Genomic DNA, 20,279 nt, shown 5'->3' with positions numbered 1-20,279 from the left:
GCGGAGCGGCCGAACGTGGGGAGCGCGCCACAGCGGACGCGGCGGCAATATTTACAGCCGCGTGACAAGCGGCGGCGCGCTGCGTTATCTAGCAGGCTTTGCGCGAGTTTGACGGTGAATTCGCACGTCATGCGAAGCCGCTTGCCTGACCGACGGGCTAATGGAATACCTTGCAAATGCCGATAGTGGAGTTGATGCTGAAAGAAGGCGCGCCCGGGCGGCAAGGGGCGGGCCGGTCCATTTTCGCCGGCGACATCGGCCGGCGGGGTCTGGGTGACAGGATGGCGGAGACGCATGCGCGCGGCCGGCGGCACAGGCGCGCGGCGGGATAAAGAGCACAGAATGATCAAGTGCATAGAAGTGGCCGATCTCAAGGTGGGCATGTACATCCACGATCTGAACTGCGATTGGATGTCGCACCCCTTTTTGCTTAAGCGTTTTTTGATCAAGCACGAGGAAGAGATCCACAAGATCGCCGACTCCGGCATTCACGAGGTGTACATCGATACGCGCAAGGGCTTGGATCTGCCTTCCGCGCCGACCGCCACCGAGGTGAAGAAGCTGCTGGAGGAGCAGATCCGCGAGTTCGGCAGCAGCGAAACCATTTTGGAGCGGCAGGTGGAGGCCGGCGCCGAGTTCGGCCGCGCCCAGCTGATCCACAGCGAAGCCAACCAGATCATCCAGGGCATTCTCAAGGACGTGCGTCTGGGCAAGCAGGTGGAGCTGGAGATGGTGGAGCCCTCGGTGAGCAAGATGACCTCGTCCATCCTGCGCAACGGCGGCGCGCTGCTGTCGCTGTGCCGGATCAAGGACAAGGACAATTACACCTTCCAGCATTCGGTCAGCGTCGGCGCCTTGATGGTCAGCTTCTGCAACGCGATGGGGATGAGCAAGGAGGTGATTCATCACGCCGGCATCGGCGGCATGCTGCACGATATCGGCAAGATGAAGATTCCGGACCGCATCCTCAACAAGCCGGGCAAATTGACCGAGCAGGAGTTCTCGGTGATGAAGTGCCATGTGGTGGAGAGCAAGCAGATCCTGCTGCAAACCACCGGCATTTCCGAAACCGCGGTGCTGGTGGCGGCCCAGCACCATGAGCGCCACGACGGCAGCGGCTATCCGGCCGGGCTCAAGGGCGAGGAGATTTCACAACTGGGGCAGATGGCGGCCATCGTCGACGTCTACGACGCGCTGACCTCGGACCGCTGCTATCACAAGGGCATGGCGCCCACCGACGCCTTGCGCAAGATCTACGAGTGGTCGAAGTTCCACTTCAATCCGCAGCTGGTGCAGGCCTTTATGCGCAGCATTGGCATTTATCCTATCGGCACCCTGGTGCGGCTGGAGAGCGGCCGGCTGGGCGTGGTGGTGGAGCAGAACGAGAGCAATCTGATCTCGCCCAAGGTGAAGGTGTTTTTCAGCACCAAGAGCAATGTCTACATCCCCCCGGAGCTGGTGGACCTGTCGCGCGGCATGGGTTTCGGCGGCGGCGACCGCATCGTCAAACATGAGTCGCCGGACAAGTGGAAGATAGATCCGCTGCGTTTCCTATAGCGGGGCAGAGCGCCCCGCGCCGCTCGGGCTAGCGGTAATCCCCCCACACGGTCTGTATCGCCGCCACCGCGGCCAGCGCCGCGGTTTCGGTGCGCAGGATGCGCGGACCCAGTTTCAGCGGCGTCCAGCCGGCGCTTAGCGCCGCGGCTTCTTCGCGCGCGGAGTAACCGCCTTCCGGGCCGGCCATCAGCCAGGCGCGCGCCGGCGCGGCGGCGATGTCGGCCAGGCGCCGGGTGCCGGCCGGAGACAGAATCAGCCGCGCGTCGGCGTCCGGAGCCTGTTTCAGCCATTGCTCCAGCGACAGGATGGGCAATACTTGAGGAATGGCGTTGCGGCCGCTTTGTTCGCAGGCGGAAATCACGATCTCCTGCCAGCGGGCCACGCGCTTGTCGGCGCGCTCGCCGGACAACTTGACGATGGAGCGCTCCGCGGCGATGGGCTGGAACGCGGATATGCCCATTTCCACGCCTTTTTGCAGGGTGAATTCCATTTTGTCGCCGCCGGAAATGGCTTGGGCCAGGCCCAGCCAGATCGGCGTTTCACGTGAAACGTCGTCGAAGCCTTCGATGAGGCAATGCGCGTCGCGCTTCATCACCGCGTCCAGCGTGGCGGCGTACTCGCCGCCGCGGCCGTTGAACAAGGTGACGGCGTCGCCGGCGCCTAGCCGCAACACCTGGACATGGCGCACCACGGTGTCCGGCAGGGCCAGCGTTTGGCCGACGCTGAGGTCGGCGTCAATGTAAAACCTGGGCATGACGTATTGAAAGTCGCTGTTGATACCGGTATTTTGCTTTGTTTGCTGCGATTGCAGCAAATAGATTGCAGCGGCCTTGGGGGAAAACGAATGCAGGTGCTGGAACAGGTGATGCAGGTGCTCAGGGAAGTGGCGCGCGACGAGGTGATGCCGCGCTTTTTGCGAGTGGGCAAAAGCCGCAAGGACGACGGCACGCTGTTCACCGAGGCCGATATGGCTTGCCAGCAGGCTTTGCAGGCCGCCTTGCCCCGCATCCTGCCGCATCCGGTGCTGGGCGAGGAGATGGAATTGGCCGAGCAGGACCGGCTGTGGGCGGAAAATCAGGACGGTTTGTGGGTGGTGGACCCGATAGACGGCACCACCAACTTCGTCAACGGCCTGCCGTATTTCGCCATCTCAGTCGGCCTGATGGTGGGCGGCAAGAGCCGGCTGGGCGTGATCTACAACCCCGTGTCCCAGGAAATGTTCTACGCCAGCCGCGGCGAGGGCGCTTATCTGAACGGTCAGCGCCTGCCCCTGAAAACCGTGGTCAACACCATGTGCGACGCCATCGCCAGCGTGGAGGTCAAATACCTGCGCTCCGGCAAGCTGGCCGCGCGCATCGGCAGCACCTGCCCCTGCGGCAGCCTGCGCAATCTGGGTTCCAGCACGCTGGATTGGTGTTATCTGGCGGCCGGCCGCTACGATCTTTATCTTCATGGCGGCCAGCGGCTGTGGGATTACGCCGCCGGCGCGGTGATCCTGGAAGAAGCCGGCGGCCAGATCGCCAGCCTCAACAGCGACGATTACTGGAGCGATGTGATCTGGAAGCGTTCCGCCATCGCCGCGCTCAATCCGGAGTTGTTCTCCCAATGGCATCGCTGGGTGCGCGCCAACCAGTAGCCGGCTTCAGCCGCGGAACATGAAGTAGACCGCGCCCACCAGACACAGCCCGGCCCAGACATAGTCCCAGCGGAAGGGCTGGTTCATGTAGAACACCGCGAACGGTATGAATACCGACAGCGATATCACTTCCTGAATGATCTTCAGCTGCGACAGCGTCATTGCGCCGTAGCCGACGCGGTTGGCCGGCACCTGCAGCAAATACTCGAACAAGGCGATGCCCCAGCTGGCCAGCGCGGCCAGCCACCAGGGTTTGGACGACATGTCCTTCAGGTGGGCGTACCAGGCGAAGGTCATGAACACATTGGACAACACCAGCAGCAGCGGCGTCAGCAGATAGGGCGAGAGATTCATGGTGCGCGCTCAGCGGCCGGTGTTCCAGTTGGCGACGGCTTCTTTCTTGTTGTCGGCCTGGGCGCCGATGGCGCTGCAATTGCCGTTGTCCGGATAGCGGCTGCATTGCACCCAGAAGCGGCGGGAGCCGGCCTTGACCAGCAAGGCGGGCGCGCCGCATTTGGGGCAGGGTCTGAGGACGGTTTGCGGTGTCTGGCTCATGGCGGAAAGTCCGGCTGAAACCGGCATCTTACCCCAAGCCGCCGCGCCATGGCGGCGGCATGGGGTCAGCGCTTAGCGGCGCGCCTTCAGCGCCGCCGCGGAGGAGACCGCCGGATCCGCGGCCTTGACGAAGTTGGCGACATAGCCGCCCAACAGCTTATGCGTGTGGGTGGTGGGGTGCAGCACGTCCCAGAACACGAAGGCGTCCGGATTGCCGCATTCCGCGCGCGGCTTCTGCTCCCAGATATAGGGCAGGCTGGCGTTGCCGGCGATGTCCAGGCAGGACTGGGTGGCGTTGCTGACCTGGTACTTGGCCGGATGGTCGAGCAGGTCGTCGAACAAGGTGTTGCTGTCGAACAGATTCAGCTTCAGCGTGCTGCCGTACTTCTGCTGCAATTGCGTGATCAGCAGCGCCAGCTTGGCGTTGTAGTCGCGCACTTGCGGCGCCAGCGCGGCGGCCTTGCCGCTGGCCTGGGCCGCCGGGGTGCGGGCCAGATTGGGCAGGTTAAGCACCACGATGTGACGCGCGCCGGCGGCGATGATGCGTTCCAGCGCCTTGCCCTGATCGCTTATCACCTGGTCCACGGTGCGACCGTAGTTGAGCAAGTCGTTGCCGCCTATCAGCATGGTGAACAGGGTGTTTTCCGGCCGGTAATTGGCGGCTTTCTGCATGTATTGCGACCATGATTCCACCTGCTGCAGCAAGCCCGGCACCACCAGGTGCTGATCGCCGGCGGAGCCGCCTATCGCCCAGTTGTAGATCGGCAGCTTCAGCTGCTCGGCCAGATATTCCACCCAGACCCGGTCGTTGCTGAAGCGGCCGATGAACCAGCTCTTGGCGTTGGGCAGCCGCCATTGCGAGGCGCCGTACATGTTCTGAGTGTCGGACAGGCTGTCGCCGAACACGATCAGCTTGTTGACGCCGGCCGGCTGGCTGGCGCTGTCCTGGCTCCAGATGGTGTGGTTGTAGGACATCTGGTTGTTGGCGGCGGCGTACAGCGCCACGGGACGGCTGAGGCCCTTGGCCGCCAGCGTCTTCTGGCAGACGGCGGCCAGGGTGTCCTGGGCCACGTCGCTGTAGAACATATTCTTCAGCGCGACGATGCTGCCGGACCACCAGTAGCCGTTGACGCGGTAGTAATCGCCGCTGCTGGGGTCCAGCGCCCAGTGGTAATTGGTTTGCGGCTTGCCGGGGCTCATGTCCAGCCGGTAATAGCAGCGCAGATAGGTGTAGGTGGCGGCTCCCATCGCCACGGCCGGTTTGGCCGCCGCGGCCTTGACCTGGGCTTCGCTGAGCGGGCCGCCCGGGGACAGATAGTCCAGTTGCGGGTCCAGCTGGGCGTGAACCTGGCTGGCGGCGAACAGGCCGGCCGCGGCCAGCAGGCCGCGTAGCAGTTGAGGTTTCATAGAGACTTTCCCGATACGTGATTTGAGTCAAGCTGTCTGTTGTATGCCGTCTAGCGCGGCTGTAGCGGCGTGATGCCGTACCGGGATCTTTAAGTATTTACAGGTGAAAATAAACGGTAATTTTAAATCATCAGTAAAAATGCCATATGGTTCAAACGGTGTGGTTTTTCATGCAAAAACGCCCGCGCAAGGCGGGCGTTTAGCCAGATTGGATCTGGTCGCGGCAACTGGGGCGTAGCCTCAAGCCGTCAAGAGCACAGATCAGACGCTGAGCGCGACAATCTTCAAGGGATGTTTGCCGTCCGGGCTGGGGAAGTCCGCGTCCGGGCTTATCCATTCCGCCGCACGCACTTCGCGGCCGGCCTTGGCCGCGCTGCGCTGGAGCGCTTCCAGCCAGGCGTCGCCGTCCACTTGCGCGACGTTGTTGCAGCAGATCAGCGTGCCGCCGGGCGCGGTGGCCAGCAGCGCCGGCTTGAACAGCGCCTGGTAGTCGTTGATCAGGTCCACCACGCCGAAGGGGCTCTTGGAGTAGCGCGGCGGGTCCAGGAACACCAGGTCGAACTGGCGCGCTTCCAGTTTGGGGAAGGGCGGCATTTTCTTGCCGCGCACGCGTTCCGGCTGGCCGATGCCGGACAGCTGGCGGATGGCGGCGAACACATCGCTCTGCACGCAGCGCGGGCGGGTGGCCAGCAGATTGAGCTTGGCGTTGGCGCGGCCGATGCTGAGGCTGGATTCGGCGAAGTCGACGTTCATCACGAAGCTGGCGCCGGCCTTGGCCGCGGCCACGCCGACGCCGCAAGTGTAGGCGAACAGATTGAGCACGCTCTTGCCGGCCGCCAGCTGCATCACATGGCGGCGCGCGGCGCGCAGGTCCAGAAACAGCCACGGGTCCTGGCCCTTGTGGCGCGCGCGGTAGTGGTAGTTGACGCCCAGCTCGCGAATGGTGTGGTCGGCTTCGGCCTCGGCCTGCTGTTCCAGGCTCAGCGCGTTGCCGATGCGCGAATTGCCGGCGCTGCGGTCGTTGTACATCAGCGGCAGGCCGGGGTGGCTGGCCTGGTAATGGGCGCGGATTTCCGCCAGCTCGTCGTCGCTCAGCGGTTGGTGAAAGCTTTGCGCCAGCAGCTGCTCGCCGTAGCGGTCCACGGTCAGGCCGGGCATGCCTTCCACGCTGCCGTGAAACAGGCGGTAACAATTGGTGTCTTCGGCTTGCAGCCGGGCGATCAGTTCTGCGCGCGCCGCTTCGGCGCTGTGCAGCAATGGGGTCAGGGAGGACATCGGGGGCCTTCGCTTGCGGTTCCGGGCCGGCTCGCTGCGCGGAGGCGGGCGCGCCGGAAAATCCTTCATTGTATGCTTTGCCGCAGCCGCGCTCAAATGCGCGTCGGGAAAACCCTTTGCAAAACAATAGGCCAGGGGCGGGCCAAGCGCATCCGCGTGTCGCCCAAAGGCCCGGCAAAGCCGGGCCTCGTCCTCTCCGCGTGGGCTCAGGCCCCCTGCGGCGGCCTGTTGGAGAACGCGCGGCGGCTCAGCGGCGGGCCAGGGCGGCGGAGCCGTTCAGGAAGGCGTACACCTCGTCCGCCAGCACTTTATGCGTGCGGGTGGTGGGGTGCAGGGTGTCCCAGAACACGAAGCTGTCAGGATTGACGCAGTTGGCGCGCGGGCTCTGCGAACTCAGATAGTTGGTGCTGGAGTCCGCGTTGATGTTGAGGCAGGACTGGGTGGTGTTGTTGAACTGGTAGGCGGAGGGGTTGTTCAGCACCTTGTTGAACAGCGCGTAGCTGTCGAACACGCGCAGATTCAGGCCGCTGCCGTACTTGAGGCGCAGCTGGTCGGCCAGGGCGTTCAGACGCTGGTTGTAGTCGCGCACCTGGACGGCCACCTGGGCCGCGCCGGATTTGAACTGGAACACCGGCGCCCGCGACACGTCGGGCAGATTGAGCACCAGGATGTTGCGCGCGCCGGCGTCGATCAGGCTGGTCAGCGCCTGGCTCTGGCCGCTGATCACCTTGTCCACCGAGTTGTTGTAGTTCACGAAATCGTTGCCGCCGATCAGCATGGTGAACAAGGTGGTGGCCGGATCGTAGTCGCGGGCCTGCTTCATGTAATCCTTCCATGACTGCACCTGCTGCTGCACGCCGGGAATCACCAGTTTTTGCGTGTCCACGCCGGCGCCGCCTATCGCCCAGTTGTACACCGGCAGCTGCAGGCGGCCGGCCAGGTATTCCACCCACACCTGGCCATTGCTGAAGTGGCCTAGGAACCAGCTGTTGCGGTTGGGCAGCGTCCACATCGAGGCGTTGTAGACGTTCTGGTTGTCGGACAGGCTGTCGCCGAAGGCGACGATCTTGTTGACGGCGGCGCCCTGGCCGGCCTTGCCGTTGGTCCACACGGTGTAGTTGAAGGACAGCTGGTTGTCGGCGGCGAACACCATCGCCGGGTTCTGCTGAATGCCTTTTTTCTGCAAGGTGTTGCGGCAGACCGATTGCAGCGTGCTCTGCGCCACGTCGGTGTAATACATGTTTTTCCAGTCCAGCGCGCTGCTGGACCACCAGTAGCCGTTCAAGCGGTAGTAATCGCCGCTGCTGGGGTCCAGCCCCCACACGTAGTCGGTGGTGGGCTTGGCGGCGTCGCTGCCGGTGCGGTAATAGCAGCGCAAATAGGTGTAGGTGGCCGGGCCGGGCACCGACATCAGCTCGATATTGGCGTCGCCGCGCGCGGCGCGGCTCATCGGCGCCGGCGGAGCCGTCTTCAGCAGCTGTTCGCGGCTGAGCGGGCCGGACGAGGACAGCACATGGCTGTAGCGCGGATCGGGTTGAATCGGTTCGGCGGCGGCGGCATGGGCCAAGGGGCTCAGGGCAAGGCCCAGCAATAGCAGCGATTTCATTGTTGTCTCCTCGTGTGGAACGCCGTCAGGCGACGGCGAAAACGCATGGACCGGCGCCGCGGGCGGCGCGCAATCCGCGTGCCGCCTAGGCTAGCCAAGAAAAATGAAAATTTCATGCAAATGGAATGATTGCTCTATTTCCGGGCGTTTGACTGTCGTATTGCTGCCAGCGCAGCAAAGCCGCATTGATATGCCATATTGAAATCATTCGGCCTGAGTCGCCGCCGGAGCGCTTGCAGATATCGCTCTCGCGGCCGGGCCTCATCGGTATGCGGGGATAGAGATGCGACAAGCGCGGGAGCTGCTGAAAACGCTGTATACGATGGCGATGATGGTGGAGGCGCGCGACGCTTATACCGGCGGGCATTTATGGCGGGTGTCGCGGCTGTGCTACGCCTTGGCCGATCATCTGGGCCTGCCGCAGTCCGAGGTGGAACGCATCGCGCTGGGCGGCTTCCTGCACGATCTGGGCAAGGTGGGCGTGCCGGACGCGGTGCTGAACAAGCCGGACAAGCTCAGCGACGCCGAATACGAGGTGATCAAGACCCATCCGCAGGTGGGCGCGGATTTGTTGAGCGATCATCCCTTGGCGGAACTGGCGCTGGACGCGGTGCTGCGCCATCACGAAACGCCGGACGGCCGCGGCTATCCGCAGGGGCTGAGGGACAAGGAGATACCGCTGGCGGCGCGCATCGTCGGCATCGCCGACGCCTTCGACGCGATGACCAGCACCCGGCCGTACCGGCAGGGCATGCCCAAGGAGCGCGCCTTGGCCATCATCCGGGAAAACCTGGGCAGCCAGTTCGACCGCGAACTGGGCGAGCGCTTCATCCAGCTGGGCGAGGCCGGCCGTTTCGATCACATCATCGGCCACAGCGAACCGGGCATTCCCTTGCAAAGCTGCCAGGGCTGCGGCCCCATCATCGCCGTGCCGCGCGGCATGGCCGACGGCGAGGAAATTTTCTGTCCCAGCTGCGCCGGCGGCTATAGGCTGACGCGGCGCGGGCCGAACCTGGATCTGGCGCCGTCCGGCCGTTCCAATCCGGCGCAGGCGCGGCAACCGCGCGCCGACCCGGGGCTGATAGACGATTTGCTCTTGGGCGCCGAGCAGTTGTTGCAAACGCGCAAACCCAGCCTGCTGGAACGGCTGTTTGGCTGAGCGCCTAAAGAGCCTGTTCAAAATCTCGCGAGCAAGGGCGAGACCAGGCGAAAACAGCCGAGGAAGCGGAATGTGCTCGTGCTGCATGAGCATTTCGAAGGTGTGCACACCGTGTACGCTCCACGACGCGCAGCAGGCTTTGAACAAGTTCTAAGGGGGCGGGCATGCCAGGCGCGTGCGGCGGGCTTGCGCTGCAATACCAATGGTATAAGCTGGCTAAATCCGTAGACGGAATAGCCTGCCAGCGCGTTTCGCGTCCGGCTTCCCCTCTTCCCGCTTGCGCCCGCGCGCCGTCCTTCACGCTGGGCCGATAGGAGCTCGCATGCATCAGCTCGATCCCGCTCTGGCCGTCTGGCTGGAGGAATACAACCGCGAACTGGCCGAACTGGTGGCCAAAGGCTATAAGGCGACGTCGATCGGCGCACGCGAAGCGCTGGCCAATCTGACCCGGCAGATGGTGACGCCGGGGCCGGACATCGCCTGGGTCAACGACGATCTGGTGCCGGGCCGCGACTTCACCGTGCCGGTGCGCATCTACCACCCGGACCCGAAGCGCGCGCTGCCGGTGCTGGCGTTTTTCCACGGCGGCGGACACATGGTGGGCAGCGTCAGCGTTTACGACCCGATCTGCCGCCGCCTGGCCGCCGCCAGCCAGCACGTGGTGGTGGCCGCCGACTACCGGCTTGCGCCGGAAAGCCCGTATCCGGCGGGCCTGCAGGACGCCGCCGTCGTGGCCAAGGGCTTGTGGCAGGCGTTGGACGCGCGCCAGCTGCCCTATGTGCGTCAGCTGTCGCTGGCCGGAGATTCCGCCGGCGGCGCGTTGACCTCCAGTCTCAGCGGCCTGGGCCAGTACGACGCCTCCTTGCGGATCAAGCGTCAGGTGCTGATCTATCCCAGCGTCGACTACACTTTGAGCCAGCCCTCGGTGGACGAGAACGGCGAAGGCTATTTGCTGACCAAGGCGCGGGTGGCCTGGTATTTCGACAATTACTTCCAGCATGCCGAGAACCGGCTGCAGGCTTCGCCGCTGCATGGCGGCTTCAGCCGCAAACTGCCGCCGACCCTGCTGGTGTCGGCCGGTTTCGATCCGCTGCGCGACGAGGCGTTTCTTTACGCGGACAAGCTGCGCGCGGCGGAGGTGGAGGCGGAGCACATGCACCTGAACGGCATGGTGCACGCCTTTCTCAATCTGGAGGCCATTGTGCCGGAGGCATGCCGCGCGGTGTATCAGCGCATCGGCGCCTTCCTCAACCGCTAGCGCCGCGCAGCCGTAAAGCAAAACCGCCGCCGGGTTGACCGGGCGGCGGTTTTTTACGCGGTGCCGTCATGCCGTTGTACTGACAGGCGTCGCATAGGGCGCGGCGCGCATCTTCCGCACAATGGCAAGCGTGACGAAAGGGAAACTCAATAGTTTTCCGGGCAGAAGTGGCGTTCCACCAATTCAATCAGGATGTGCAGCACCTTGATGTGCAGTTCCTGCACCCGGTCCGCGAACTGACCGCCGGGCGTGTTGACGTAGACATCGGCCAGTGGCTCCAGCCGCGTGCCGGCGCGGCCGGTGAGGATGATGACTTTGACGCCCATGTCGCGGGCCACCTCTGCGGCGTTGACGATGGTCTGGCTGTTGCCGCTGGTGCTGATGCCGATCAGCACGTCGCCGGCGCGGGCATGGCTTTCCAGATAGCGCGAAAACACGAACTCGTAGCCGTAGTCGTTGGCCACGCAAGTCATGTGGCTGGGGTCGGAAATGGCGACCGCGGCCATGCCGCGGCGGTTCTTGCGATAGCGGCCGGTCAGTTCCTCGGCGAAATGCATGGCGTCGCACATCGAACCGCCGTTGCCGCAGGAAAAGACGCGTCCGCCGGCCGTCAGGCTGGCGATCAGGGTTTGCGCCGCCGCGTCGATGCTGGCCAGCGCTTCCGGGTTGGCCAGCAGATTGGCCAAGGCGGTTTGCGCCTCGCTCAGGCTGGCTTCGATGTGTTGAATCATGGTGGTGTCTCGTTTCATGCGGTGCGGCAAAACAGCAGTTTACACCCGCGTCGGGTCCGGGTCAGCCGATCTGGCGGCCAAACCAGACCACGCGGCCGATGACCTCGAACTCGCCGGTATTGCGTTGCAGGTCCACAGTGAAGGTCTCGTACAAGGGATTGGCGCTGCGCACCTGCACCGCGCCGCCGGGCAAACGCTGCAACTGCTTGACGAAGATGTCCTCGCCCATGCGGATCACGTACAGGCCCTCGCCGGGGGAGTGCTCGGCGGTGTTGACCAGGATGGTGTCGCGATCCTCCAGCACGCCGCTCATGCTGTCGCCCTTGACGCTGATCACCGCCAAGTCCCGGGCGGAGGCGTTCAGATGGTTCTTGATCCAGTATTTGCGGAAGGCCATATAGAACATCGGCGCCTCTTCGCTGGCATTGGAACCAAAGCCGGCCGAAGCCTTCAGGTTATAGCGCGGGATGAAACAGAACTCATCATGGACGTTGTCGGGTACAAAACAGTCCGAATCGCGTTCTAGTCTAATCGAGGCGCCTACCGGCGGCGCCGCGTCGTACTGCGGGCCGCTGCCGTGCAATAGCCATTCCAGCCTGCAACCGCTGGCCTCCGCGATCTTGCTGGCGGTAGCCGCGCGCGGCACGCCGCCGTGATACCACATATTGGTGAACGAGCCTTTGTTGATTCCAATGCGAGTGGCCCAGGCGTAGGGCTTCTCCGCGCCTATCAACGACTCCAGTCGCTGCTTGAAGTCACTCTGTTCCAAGTCTTTTTCCATATAGAACTCCATTTGGCGTGCGAGGCCGGCGCCACGGCCCGGTCAAATGCCCTGTACAAAAGGACAGGTAGTGACATCGTACTAATTGATCAGTTTTATGTTTTGAACTAAAATAGCACTCATACACCTGGGTAAAGTTCAAAACAAATATGCCCCCAGCCATCCCCCCGTAGAAGAAGATGCCACCGAGGCCGATTTCAATAGAATTCATGGGCTTGCCAGCGTTTAGAACACGAGTTCTAAATGCGAACGGCGTACATGGCCTTGATTAATTATAACTTATTTAGAACTTATCGTCTTTGTTCCGTGCTCACAAGGAGATTTCCGCGATGACCGTAGCCAATATTGCCCCGGCCCTGCCCGAAACCATGCGCCTGGTGGCTGAGCTGATCGGGCTGCCGCGCACCTTGCAACTGGTGCAGGCGCTGGGCGGCACCACCTTGCCCATCTCCAAAAACCAAAGCAAGGCGGGCCAGCTGCGCTTCGCCGCGTTGGTGGAGGTGATTGGGGAGGACGCCGCCGCCAGTCTGACCCATCATTTTGGCGGCGACATCCTGTACGTGCCGCGTTGCAGCCAAGCCTTGCGTCTGGCGCGCAATCAGCAGCTGTTGAGCGACTTCGATCAGCTGCTGGACCAAGGCCTGGGCGCCAACGAGGCGGTCAGCGTGCTGGCCATCCGCTTCCAACTGAGCGACCGCATGGTGTGGCGCGTGCTGAAAACGCCCAGTCAAGATCTGCATTAAGGCTGTACTCCGCTTCTCCTCTCTATCCGATTTCTCCTGTTTGTTTTCAGCCGGTTCCGCCTCTGCCTGGCAGGGCAGCGCGCGCGCCGCGCAAGGCGGCCGGCTTGCGGCCGGCCGATGAGCCACGTTTCGCCAACAACAAGGAGTTTTCATGGCCAGCAGAGCTATTTCCGACCTGCATCCGCAGTTGCAACCCCTGGCAGAGGCCTTTGTGCGGCGCTGCCGCGACGCCGGCGTGGAGGCTTTGATCACCTGCACCTGGCGCTCCGGCGCGGAACAGGACGCCTTGTACGCGCAGGGCCGCAGCCGGCCCGGTCTCAAGGTCACCAACGCCCGCGCGGGCCAGTCCGCGCACAACGCCATGTTGCACGACAGTCCGGCCGCGCGGGCCTTCGACGTGGTGCCACTGATCGGCGGCAAGCCGGTCTGGGACGCCCACCATCCGCACTGGCAGCTGATGGGCGAGATCGGCGCCGCGCTAGGCCTGAATTGGTATGGCCGACCGGACGCGCCGTTCCGCGAGTTTCCCCACTTTGAGTTGAATCCGACCGACCTCGACAAGGAGAAAAAATGATGCGTCTGTCCGACTTGCTGACCCGGCCCGGCGGCCGCCGGCTGAGCCATTCCCGGCTGTGGGCGAACATCGCCTGCGCGGCGGCCACGCTCTTGTTCGTGGTGGAAGGGCTGCGCGGCACCCTGGGCGCGGATATCTGGCTGATTTATCTCGGCATCGTCGGCGGCTACTCCGCCGGCTTGCGGCTGATCGCCGCCTGGCGCGATCGAGGCGGGCGCTGATGGGGCCGGGCTTCGCATGGCTGAAATTGGGGGGCTGGCTGCTGCCGCCCTTGCTGGCGGCGGGCCTGGCCTACCCGCTGGGGCTGCGACACGGCGCGGAGAACTGGCGCGCGCGCTTGGCCGAACAGCGGGCGGCGGATCAAGGCCGCCAGGCCGCGGAAGCGGAGCGCGCCCAATTGCAACTGCAGGCGGCCTTGCAGCAGCAGCAACGTCTGCGCGAACTGCTGGGCAGGCAGGAGGCGCGCTTGTTGAGTCAGCAACAGAATCTGCAGCAGCGGCTGCGAGACCAGAAACAAAGGATCGAATATGTCGTGCAACAGGATGGCGGCCGCTATGGCGGCCTTGGCCCTGACAGCCTGCGCCTCTACCGGCAAGTCCTCGGCTACGCCGCCGCCGCAGTGCCCGCAACCGACTCCGTATCTATTGCAAATCCCCATCAAGCCGCCTCCGCCGGCGCCGGGCTACCGGCAGCAGACCTCCTGGCCCACGCCGCCGATTACGGCGCCTGGTGCCAGCAGCTGGAACAAAGGCTGACGGCGCTCGGCGGGCTGTTTACTTCCGAAGGACCACAACCATGAGCGACTTTTTCGATCGGGCCAGCGAGCTGGAAACCGAGTTCCGCGAGCAAGCGATTGCCCGCCATTACCAGCAGTTCGACCAGACAGGCTACAGCCACTGCGAGGATTGCGGCGACCCCATTCCGTCCGCGCGACGGGCGATCATGCCCAGCTGCACCCGCTGCGTGATTTGCCAACAACTGGCCGAAGGCTGAAAGGCGGGTTTCACGTGGAACATGACAATCTGATGGCCCTGGGCCGCATAGAAGGCAAGCTGGACATGATCGTGGCCCACCTCGCCAAACAAGACAAAAAACTGGAAGAGCTGGACAGCCGGCTGCGCGACGTCGAAGTCCAGGCCGCGCGCAGCGGCGCCTTGTCCGGCGCGGTGTCCGCGCTGGCGGTGACGCTGCTGGGCGAGTTCCTCAAGCGCTTGATCCACTGAGCGCGCAAACAGCTTTGGCGCAAATGCCGCGCGTGCATTTCTACACCGGTTCCAAGTTATTTTCCTCCCCCCGCCCACGCGCTGCGGATCGGTAACAGCATCCAAGGCGCGACGCCGATTCTGCCTCGTATTCAATCAACCCAGAGAAGGAGAGCCAGATGTCGAACACGACTGTCTGCATCAAGCCGCAATTCCAGGTCAATGTCCTGGGGCAAGCGGAAACCAATCCCGTACGTATCGAAATGAATCAGTGCTGCTGCGACGACGGCGCAAACTCGGGCGCTTCGGTTCCGAGCGGCGCCATCCAGTATTTCGCCCGCAAGGAAGCGCCGGCGGGCTGGATCAAGGCGGATGGCTCGCTGGTGTCCAAACAGCAATATGCCTCTTTGTACCAGGCTATTGGCGATATGTTCGCCAACAAGGAAATGGACACGGACATCCAGGCGCTGCTCAAGTTTGACGATCGCAACAAATTGATCGATCTGATCAGCGGCAAAGAGGCGGTGCTGGTGGGCACCGCGAACCTGAGCTCCGAGCAAAGCAAATTCGGCAAAACCAGTTTGCAGACCAAGGCCAAGGGCCATTACGCCCGCTTCACCGTGCAAAGCAAGTTCAACCCGGACGCGTTCACGATTGAAGGCTGGCATTACCCGATGTTCACCGGTCATCCCAACTGGATTTTCGGCATGAACGCTTCGGCGCCCTGGGGCGAGATCGGTCTCGGCATCCATTCGCAGACCAAGGCGCCGATGGTTTGGTTGGCCGGTCCCGGTTCCGGTTTTATCTGCGAAGGTGTACAGGGCCAGGCCAATGCGTTTCCTGAGGCCCGCTGGTATCACATCGCGTTGTGTTACGACGGCGCGACCTATCGCCTGTTTGTCGACGGCAAGCTGGCGTGGAGCCTGAAGACTGAGCTGAAAGTCAATATTCCGGACAACACCATCGTGTTCTCGGTGGATGGCCACGACCCGATTTACGCCGACTCCGCCGGCGGCTACTTCCAGGATTGGATGATTTCCAAGAAGTGCCGCTACCAGGCCGAGTTCACCCCGCCGGGTGAACAAACCGGCTCGTCCCGTCCGGAAAACACCGAGCTGTTTCAATTGCCCGATCTGCGGGGCGAATTCATCCGTGGTTGGGACGATGGACGTAAGGTTGATGCAGGTCGGGTATTAGGTTCGGCGCAAGCATCGACGCAAGCACTAGTGGACGACGATGTTGCTCTGGCGGTTGGAGTCATCGATCGCAAGAGCAATAACTTGCTTGAATTGGGGTATGAGCCGGCGACTTCCTCATCCGTTCAAGTTCACAAGCTCACTCCTAGTGGCCAAGCGGTGGGCGACGCCCAATCGCTCCGATCCATCCGTCCTCGCAACCTCGCCCTGCTGGCCTGCATCAAGGCCTGATCCACCTCGGCCGCGCCCGCGGCCGCAAGCCCCCACTGACATCGCTCAGCTAAGCCCAAAACCGCGGGCGCGAGACAATAGCCGTATCGATAAACCGCTGAATCATTGAGGAAATCATGTCCCAGCTGATCCAACTGCAAGACGCCATCGCCGACCGCCTGCGCCAAGGCCTGGGCCGCATGGTGCGCGAAGTGGCGGCCGATCTGGACGAAACCGGCCTCTGCGGGCTGGATCTGGCGCAAGGCCGTTACCAAAGCCGGCTGACGCCGGCGGCGGGCAGCCCGGGTCTGAATCCGCAGGCGTTGGCGCGCTTGCCGGCGTTGTGGACCGTGGCCGGCGGCGTTATCGCCTGCCAGCCTTCGGCCAGCCAACGCCAGCGCTACAAGGCGCAGACCCGCTTCACCGTCATCGTCGGCGACCGCCTGCAGGCGGATCGGGGCTACGCCGGCGCCGGCGTCTGGCAGCTGGTTTACGCGGTGCGTCGCTTGCTGGCGGCTCAGGATTTCGGCCTGGCGGTGTCGCCGCTGATTCCCGAGCAAGTGCGACCGCTGGCTCAGGCGCAGCGGGACGGCGAGCCTTGGAGCCTGGTGGCTTGCGATTTCGCCACCCACTGGCTGGACGAGGCGCTGGACAACGGCCACTGGCCGTCGCCGCAAGGCGAGACGGATCCGGACCAGCTGTTCGCCCGCTTCGGCGGCAGGCTGGAAGGCCCCGCCGCCGAATGGCGCAGCACCCGGCTGGACTACAGCCTGGACGGCAAAACGGCCGTCCAGGCCCAGGATGTCGTGCTGCAGCCCAAGCCGCCCGCCGTTTGATTTTTCGCAGTATCCCGCCGCGCTGTCCGGCGCGGCGACTTTCCCCCAACCGCATCAATCAGGAGCCCATACTTTATGGCCAGCCCCAACATCAGCTTCGACCAGATTCCGGCGTCCATCCGCAAGCCGGGCAAATACTTCGAGTTCAACACCAAGCTGGCGGTGCGCACCCTGCCGGGCAATCCGCAGCGCGTGCTGGTGATCGGCCAGCGTTTCGCCGACTCCGCTCAACCGGCTCTGGCCGCGCTGGACGTGTTCAGCGACGAGCAGGCCGCCCAGGCTTTCGGCCGCGGCTCCTACGCCCATCTGTTGGCCCGCGCCGCCATCAACGCCAACCCCTATCTGCAACTCAGCGTGATCGCGGTTGACGACGCGGACAGCGCCGCCGCCGCCGTCGGCACCTTCACCTTCACCGGCCCGGCCACCGGCGCCGGCGTGGCCAGCCTGTTCATCGGCGGCCGTCGCATCGACGTGGCCGTGGCCGCCGGCGACGACGCCGCCAAGATCGCCGCCGCCGCCAAGGCCGCCGTCGACAAGCTGGCGGATCTGCCGGTGACCGCCGCCGCGGCCAAGGAAGTGCTGACCCTGACCGCTCGCCACAAAGGCGCGGCCGGCAACGCCGTCGCCTTGAAAGCGCAGGAACAGATCGCCGGCCTCGGCATCACCGTGGGCGCGATGAAGGGCGGCGCTGCCGATCCGGACATCGCTCCGGCGCTGGCGGCCGTGGTCAGCGGCGGCCACCACATCGTGGTCAACCCCTTCAACAACGACACCGCCTTCACCGCGCTGCGCACCCATCTGGACTTCGTGTCCGGTCCGATGGAGCAACGCGGCGCCATCGGCGTGGTCGGCGCCGTCGGCGCGCTGTCGGAAGTCAGCGCCGTCGCCTCCAAACTGGCCAGCGGCCGCGTCAGCGCCGCCTGGTATCGCGGCTCCGCCAAGCTGCCGGGCGAACTGGCCGCCGCTTACGCCGCGGTGATCGCCAGCGAGGAAGATCCGGCCCGTCCGCTGAACACCCTGGAGCTCAAAGGCCTGGACGTGGTGGAACTGGCCGCCCGCACCAGCCGCACCGAGCAGGAAAACGCCCTCTACAACGGCGTGACCCCGCTGGAAGTGGGCCCGGGCGAACGCGTGCAGATCGTGCGCTCCATCAGCACCTACACCAAGGACGCGCAGGGCGTGGACGACGTGTCGCTGCTGGATCTGACCACCATCCGCACTCTGGACTACGTGCGCCGCGCCTGCCGCGAGCGCGTGGCGCTGCGCTTCCCGCGCGAAAAACTGTCCGATCGCACCCCGTCCAAGGTCCGCTCCGAGCTGCTGGACGTGCTCTACAAGCTGGAAGAGCTGGAAATCATCGAGGCGGTGGAGGCCAACAAGGACGGCCTGATCGTCGAGCGCGACGCGCAAGACGTGAACCGTCTGGACGCCAAGATCCCGGTGGACGTGGTCAACGGCCTGCACGTGTTCGCCGGCCGCATCGATCTGCTGCTGTAAGAACGTGTTTACGGTCTCGCGAGCTAAGGCGAGACAAGGCGAAAACGGCTGAGAAAGCGGAGTGTACGCGTGGTACATGAGCATTTCGAAGCGGTTTCAACGCCGTATCGCCGACGCGCAGCAGATCGTAAACAGGCTCTAAGCGGCGCTGGGTAAACACGCGGGGTGCCGCGGCGCGCCGTCTTGCTCCCGCGCGCTTACCCGGGCGGACCTAGTTTTCCCCCGTTAACGCTTGATCCGGCGGCCCGCCGTCAAACCGGTCGGGCCGCCCACATGAAACCGAAAAGGACATTCACATGGCTTTGAAAGAATACGCAGGTTCGATCGTACTGGAAGTCAACGGCCAGGAAATCGACGTCATCGATCTGAACGTCAGCAGCAAGACCGGCCGCAAGCTGGTGAAAACCATGAACAGCAGCGGCCGCGCCCGCGGCTTCGCGCGCGGCATCTCGGAATACGAGCTGTCTGTCACCGTCTCCATCCCGCTGTCCGGCGAGCTGGACTGGGAAGCGATCGAAGGCGCCAAGCTCACCGAATTCCCGGTGGCGCCGGGCGGCAAGCGCACCAGCTACCTGGACTGCTTCACGCTGGAAGTGGGCGAGAAATACGGTGTGGAAAGCGAAGCGCGCCGCGATATCAAGCTGCTGTCGCTGCGTAAAGTTCAGGAGTGAGTTCAAGCTTATTTAATCGGCTGATTAAATAATGAACGGCTGGATGTGGAGCGTTGATTAACAGGAAGCATCTGGCCGTCTTCTCATATATTCCCGCCTTGTCGCCTCAGAAAATCATATGAGCGAATACGCAGTTTTAAGCTGCGGTAAAACATCAGTGCATTTTGACAGGTATAGAGTCTTATCTGATGAGTAGTTGATTTCACGGGGCGGTGAAGTATTGACCTGGAGCAGTTATGCTTAAATTAAGCCCGGAGCAGTTGAAGAAGCTAGAAGAAATGGCCGCCAGGAAAAGAGGGAATTATGCAGATATCTACTCTTTTCTGAAGGGTGCGGTTGCAGAAAAGATGAAGCAAGAAGCGCATCAAAGCGCAGTGCTGCCGCATGAAAAAGCCAAGGCAATTAAGCGTTCGCAGGAGCTGGATGGGCTGTATCTATGGCTGTCCGTGGCGGAGTCGACCAATGGCGGGACTGGAGATGTTTATGACTCTTTTCTCCGTGGATCAACCAAGAATTTAATGAAGAAGCATGGGAAAAAGCCATATTCCGATGCGATTTACAATCAGGCCTCAAATAAGCTTGCCAAAGAAATGATCCCCCAGATCCTAAAGGATCAGGGGATGGATATCAAAAAAATAGTGCAAGCGGACGCCAAAAATTTTACCGAGGCTTTTGACTTGCCGGAAGGCAGCTGGCCTGGAACCGCTTTCGATACCTTTGCTTTGGGCGGAGACCATGTATCCCTGCCCAAGGATGGCAAGATCGGCCTTGCCGACACATTGTTGAATGCAGCCGAAAGCTCGATGGATGTGGTTGGCAGCAAAGTCAGCGAAATAACCGACCCACTCGAAAATAAAATAACAGGATCGCTCGCGGACACGGGGCTGGGACTGTATGAAAAACTATTTGGCGACAAGAAAAAACAGGAGCCTGCACGGCCGAAAAAACAAGCGCCTAAAAAACTTCCCAGCCCAGCCAAGACTCTTGAGGACCTGCCCGAAGGGCAGAAGAAAATCAAGCTGGAGCAATTAAGAAAGAAGGTGGCCAGCAAGCAGGCGATTCCCGATGCCGCGACATTGGCGGCATCAATTTTGGGGAAAGAGGCGGTGCCGGGTGCATTGGCAAAATTAATTCCCAAGCTTCCCGACATGATGCCTGGTGCGGCAATGGCCTTGAGCGCGACAAACGATGTTATCGCGTTTGGCGACCATGTCATTAATGGCCGATTCCATGAGGCAATGACCGAGGGTCTTGGAGTCGCGGCTTCAATGAGTGTCGGGGGTAAAGCTGGAAAACTGGTGAAAGGCGCTGCTGCGCAACGCGCGGCGGAAGCCATTGTGGGCAAGGCTGCGGGGGATAGTGTCAAATTGTTCGCCCAAGGCATG

The 20,279-nt window shown here is 62.9% G+C and carries 23 protein-coding genes; 15 read left to right on the top strand and 8 right to left on the bottom strand.

All coding sequences use genetic code 11. The annotated features are described in order from the left end of the window. The first annotated feature begins 342 nt into the window (after window positions 1–342). On the top strand, window positions 343–1,557 hold the full coding sequence (locus NK214_RS13230; RefSeq protein WP_107801266.1) for an HD-GYP domain-containing protein: 1,215 nt from the start codon (window positions 343–345) through the stop codon (window positions 1,555–1,557). Between the two features lie 28 nt (window positions 1,558–1,585). Here NK214_RS13230 and NK214_RS13225 read toward each other — a convergent pair whose 3' ends face one another. After that, window positions 1,586–2,311: a 16S rRNA (uracil(1498)-N(3))-methyltransferase gene (locus tag NK214_RS13225; protein WP_227105810.1), complete on the bottom strand. Its 726-nt coding sequence runs from the start codon at window positions 2,309–2,311 to the stop codon at window positions 1,586–1,588. Between the two features lie 96 nt (window positions 2,312–2,407). Between NK214_RS13225 and NK214_RS13220 the strand changes: the two genes are divergently transcribed. Continuing rightward, entirely contained in the window at window positions 2,408–3,193 is a 786-nt protein-coding gene (locus NK214_RS13220; protein WP_197081382.1) for an inositol monophosphatase family protein, read from the top strand. A 6-nt stretch (window positions 3,194–3,199) separates the two neighbouring features. Here NK214_RS13220 and NK214_RS13215 read toward each other — a convergent pair whose 3' ends face one another. The 5 genes from NK214_RS13215 to NK214_RS13195 form a co-directional block, all read right to left on the bottom strand. Further along, window positions 3,200–3,547, bottom strand: a complete 348-nt coding sequence (locus NK214_RS13215) for a DMT family protein (protein WP_107801265.1) — start codon at window positions 3,545–3,547, stop codon at window positions 3,200–3,202. Between the two features lie 9 nt (window positions 3,548–3,556). Then, on the bottom strand, window positions 3,557–3,748 hold the full coding sequence (locus NK214_RS13210) for a Lar family restriction alleviation protein (RefSeq protein ID WP_253314729.1): 192 nt from the start codon (window positions 3,746–3,748) through the stop codon (window positions 3,557–3,559). A 72-nt stretch (window positions 3,749–3,820) separates the two neighbouring features. Beyond that, window positions 3,821–5,155, bottom strand: a complete 1,335-nt coding sequence (locus NK214_RS13205; RefSeq protein WP_253314728.1) for an SGNH/GDSL hydrolase family protein — start codon at window positions 5,153–5,155, stop codon at window positions 3,821–3,823. Between the two features lie 261 nt (window positions 5,156–5,416). Continuing rightward, the gene (locus NK214_RS13200; RefSeq protein WP_253314727.1) at window positions 5,417–6,430 is read right to left on the bottom strand and encodes a class I SAM-dependent rRNA methyltransferase; all 1,014 of its coding nucleotides are present in this window, start codon (window positions 6,428–6,430) and stop codon (window positions 5,417–5,419) included. A 247-nt stretch (window positions 6,431–6,677) separates the two neighbouring features. After that, window positions 6,678–8,036: an SGNH/GDSL hydrolase family protein gene (locus NK214_RS13195; RefSeq protein ID WP_253314726.1), complete on the bottom strand. Its 1,359-nt coding sequence runs from the start codon at window positions 8,034–8,036 to the stop codon at window positions 6,678–6,680. A 283-nt stretch (window positions 8,037–8,319) separates the two neighbouring features. Here NK214_RS13195 and NK214_RS13190 point away from each other — a divergent pair, with 283 nt between their 5' ends. After that, entirely contained in the window at window positions 8,320–9,195 is an 876-nt protein-coding gene (locus NK214_RS13190) for an HD domain-containing phosphohydrolase (protein WP_253314725.1), read from the top strand. Window positions 9,196–9,517: 322 nt separating this feature from the next. Further along, entirely contained in the window at window positions 9,518–10,453 is a 936-nt protein-coding gene (locus tag NK214_RS13185) for an alpha/beta hydrolase (RefSeq protein WP_253314724.1), read from the top strand. A 146-nt stretch (window positions 10,454–10,599) separates the two neighbouring features. Here the strand turns inward: NK214_RS13185 and NK214_RS13180 are convergent, their stop codons facing one another. Further along, window positions 10,600–11,184: an SIS domain-containing protein gene (locus NK214_RS13180; RefSeq protein WP_107801259.1), complete on the bottom strand. Its 585-nt coding sequence runs from the start codon at window positions 11,182–11,184 to the stop codon at window positions 10,600–10,602. 61 nt (window positions 11,185–11,245) lie between these two features. Beyond that, a complete protein-coding gene (locus NK214_RS13175; protein WP_253314723.1) occupies window positions 11,246–11,965 on the bottom strand; it encodes a helix-turn-helix transcriptional regulator in 720 nt (239 codons plus the stop codon). Between the two features lie 329 nt (window positions 11,966–12,294). Here NK214_RS13175 and NK214_RS13170 point away from each other — a divergent pair, with 329 nt between their 5' ends. From NK214_RS13170 to NK214_RS13120, 11 genes are all read left to right on the top strand, one after another. Next, window positions 12,295–12,708 (top strand): Mor transcription activator family protein, encoded by a 414-nt coding sequence (locus NK214_RS13170; RefSeq protein ID WP_048415913.1) that lies wholly within the window; start codon window positions 12,295–12,297, stop codon window positions 12,706–12,708. Window positions 12,709–12,859: 151 nt separating this feature from the next. Beyond that, window positions 12,860–13,282: a M15 family metallopeptidase gene (locus NK214_RS13165; protein WP_253314722.1), complete on the top strand. Its 423-nt coding sequence runs from the start codon at window positions 12,860–12,862 to the stop codon at window positions 13,280–13,282. Further along, entirely contained in the window at window positions 13,279–13,503 is a 225-nt protein-coding gene (locus NK214_RS13160) for a hypothetical protein (RefSeq protein WP_227105798.1), read from the top strand. Before NK214_RS13165 ends, NK214_RS13160 begins: the two co-directional genes overlap by 4 nt. Further along, a complete protein-coding gene (locus NK214_RS13155) occupies window positions 13,503–14,081 on the top strand; it encodes a hypothetical protein (protein ID WP_253314721.1) in 579 nt (192 codons plus the stop codon). The genes NK214_RS13160 and NK214_RS13155 overlap by 1 nt, the downstream gene beginning before the upstream one ends. Beyond that, window positions 14,078–14,275 (top strand): TraR/DksA family transcriptional regulator, encoded by a 198-nt coding sequence (locus NK214_RS13150; RefSeq protein WP_043589247.1) that lies wholly within the window; start codon window positions 14,078–14,080, stop codon window positions 14,273–14,275. The genes NK214_RS13155 and NK214_RS13150 overlap by 4 nt, the downstream gene beginning before the upstream one ends. Before the next feature lie 14 nt (window positions 14,276–14,289). Continuing rightward, window positions 14,290–14,505, top strand: a complete 216-nt coding sequence (locus tag NK214_RS13145; protein ID WP_019102036.1) for a hypothetical protein — start codon at window positions 14,290–14,292, stop codon at window positions 14,503–14,505. Window positions 14,506–14,663: 158 nt separating this feature from the next. Beyond that, window positions 14,664–15,911 carry a tail fiber protein gene (locus NK214_RS13140; protein ID WP_107801255.1) on the top strand — a complete coding sequence of 416 codons (1,248 nt, stop codon included), beginning with the start codon at window positions 14,664–14,666 and terminating at the stop codon, window positions 15,909–15,911. 116 nt (window positions 15,912–16,027) lie between these two features. Beyond that, window positions 16,028–16,726: a phage protein Gp37 gene (locus NK214_RS13135; RefSeq protein ID WP_253314720.1), complete on the top strand. Its 699-nt coding sequence runs from the start codon at window positions 16,028–16,030 to the stop codon at window positions 16,724–16,726. 75 nt (window positions 16,727–16,801) lie between these two features. After that, window positions 16,802–18,223 (top strand): phage tail sheath C-terminal domain-containing protein, encoded by a 1,422-nt coding sequence (locus NK214_RS13130; protein WP_227105788.1) that lies wholly within the window; start codon window positions 16,802–16,804, stop codon window positions 18,221–18,223. Between the two features lie 296 nt (window positions 18,224–18,519). Beyond that, on the top strand, window positions 18,520–18,894 hold the full coding sequence (locus NK214_RS13125) for a hypothetical protein (protein ID WP_019104097.1): 375 nt from the start codon (window positions 18,520–18,522) through the stop codon (window positions 18,892–18,894). A 236-nt stretch (window positions 18,895–19,130) separates the two neighbouring features. Next, window positions 19,131–20,279, top strand: a 1,149-nt coding sequence (locus tag NK214_RS13120) for a hypothetical protein (RefSeq protein ID WP_253314719.1), incomplete at its 3' end; no start/stop codon positions are given.

The sequence above is a fragment of the Chromobacterium sp. S0633 genome, from assembly GCF_024158805.1.
Taxonomy (GTDB): Bacteria; Pseudomonadota; Gammaproteobacteria; order Burkholderiales; family Chromobacteriaceae; genus Chromobacterium.
This window is presented reverse-complemented; position numbering and strand designations above follow the sequence as displayed.

What these genes read in the sequence shown, in the direction of transcription:
- NK214_RS13150 (WP_043589247.1), top strand. Translation starts at nt 14,078, where the DNA reads ATGAGCGACTTTTTCGATCGGGCCAGCGAGCTGGAAACCGAGTTCCGC.
- NK214_RS13170 (WP_048415913.1), top strand. Translation starts at nt 12,295, where the DNA reads ATGACCGTAGCCAATATTGCCCCGGCCCTGCCCGAAACCATGCGCCTG.
- NK214_RS13190 (WP_253314725.1), top strand. Translation starts at nt 8,320, where the DNA reads ATGCGACAAGCGCGGGAGCTGCTGAAAACGCTGTATACGATGGCGATG.
- NK214_RS13155 (WP_253314721.1), top strand. Translation starts at nt 13,503, where the DNA reads ATGGGGCCGGGCTTCGCATGGCTGAAATTGGGGGGCTGGCTGCTGCCG.
- NK214_RS13130 (WP_227105788.1), top strand. Translation starts at nt 16,802, where the DNA reads ATGGCCAGCCCCAACATCAGCTTCGACCAGATTCCGGCGTCCATCCGC.
- NK214_RS13200 (WP_253314727.1), bottom strand. Translation starts at nt 6,430, where the DNA reads ATGTCCTCCCTGACCCCATTGCTGCACAGCGCCGAAGCGGCGCGCGCA.
- NK214_RS13230 (WP_107801266.1), top strand. Translation starts at nt 343, where the DNA reads ATGATCAAGTGCATAGAAGTGGCCGATCTCAAGGTGGGCATGTACATC.
- NK214_RS13205 (WP_253314728.1), bottom strand. Translation starts at nt 5,155, where the DNA reads ATGAAACCTCAACTGCTACGCGGCCTGCTGGCCGCGGCCGGCCTGTTC.
- NK214_RS13215 (WP_107801265.1), bottom strand. Translation starts at nt 3,547, where the DNA reads ATGAATCTCTCGCCCTATCTGCTGACGCCGCTGCTGCTGGTGTTGTCC.
- NK214_RS13225 (WP_227105810.1), bottom strand. Translation starts at nt 2,311, where the DNA reads ATGCCCAGGTTTTACATTGACGCCGACCTCAGCGTCGGCCAAACGCTG.
- NK214_RS13180 (WP_107801259.1), bottom strand. Translation starts at nt 11,184, where the DNA reads ATGATTCAACACATCGAAGCCAGCCTGAGCGAGGCGCAAACCGCCTTG.
- NK214_RS13135 (WP_253314720.1), top strand. Translation starts at nt 16,028, where the DNA reads ATGTCCCAGCTGATCCAACTGCAAGACGCCATCGCCGACCGCCTGCGC.
- NK214_RS13160 (WP_227105798.1), top strand. Translation starts at nt 13,279, where the DNA reads ATGATGCGTCTGTCCGACTTGCTGACCCGGCCCGGCGGCCGCCGGCTG.
- NK214_RS13140 (WP_107801255.1), top strand. Translation starts at nt 14,664, where the DNA reads ATGTCGAACACGACTGTCTGCATCAAGCCGCAATTCCAGGTCAATGTC.
- NK214_RS13125 (WP_019104097.1), top strand. Translation starts at nt 18,520, where the DNA reads ATGGCTTTGAAAGAATACGCAGGTTCGATCGTACTGGAAGTCAACGGC.
- NK214_RS13195 (WP_253314726.1), bottom strand. Translation starts at nt 8,036, where the DNA reads ATGAAATCGCTGCTATTGCTGGGCCTTGCCCTGAGCCCCTTGGCCCAT.
- NK214_RS13185 (WP_253314724.1), top strand. Translation starts at nt 9,518, where the DNA reads ATGCATCAGCTCGATCCCGCTCTGGCCGTCTGGCTGGAGGAATACAAC.
- NK214_RS13175 (WP_253314723.1), bottom strand. Translation starts at nt 11,965, where the DNA reads ATGGAAAAAGACTTGGAACAGAGTGACTTCAAGCAGCGACTGGAGTCG.
- NK214_RS13210 (WP_253314729.1), bottom strand. Translation starts at nt 3,748, where the DNA reads ATGAGCCAGACACCGCAAACCGTCCTCAGACCCTGCCCCAAATGCGGC.
- NK214_RS13165 (WP_253314722.1), top strand. Translation starts at nt 12,860, where the DNA reads ATGGCCAGCAGAGCTATTTCCGACCTGCATCCGCAGTTGCAACCCCTG.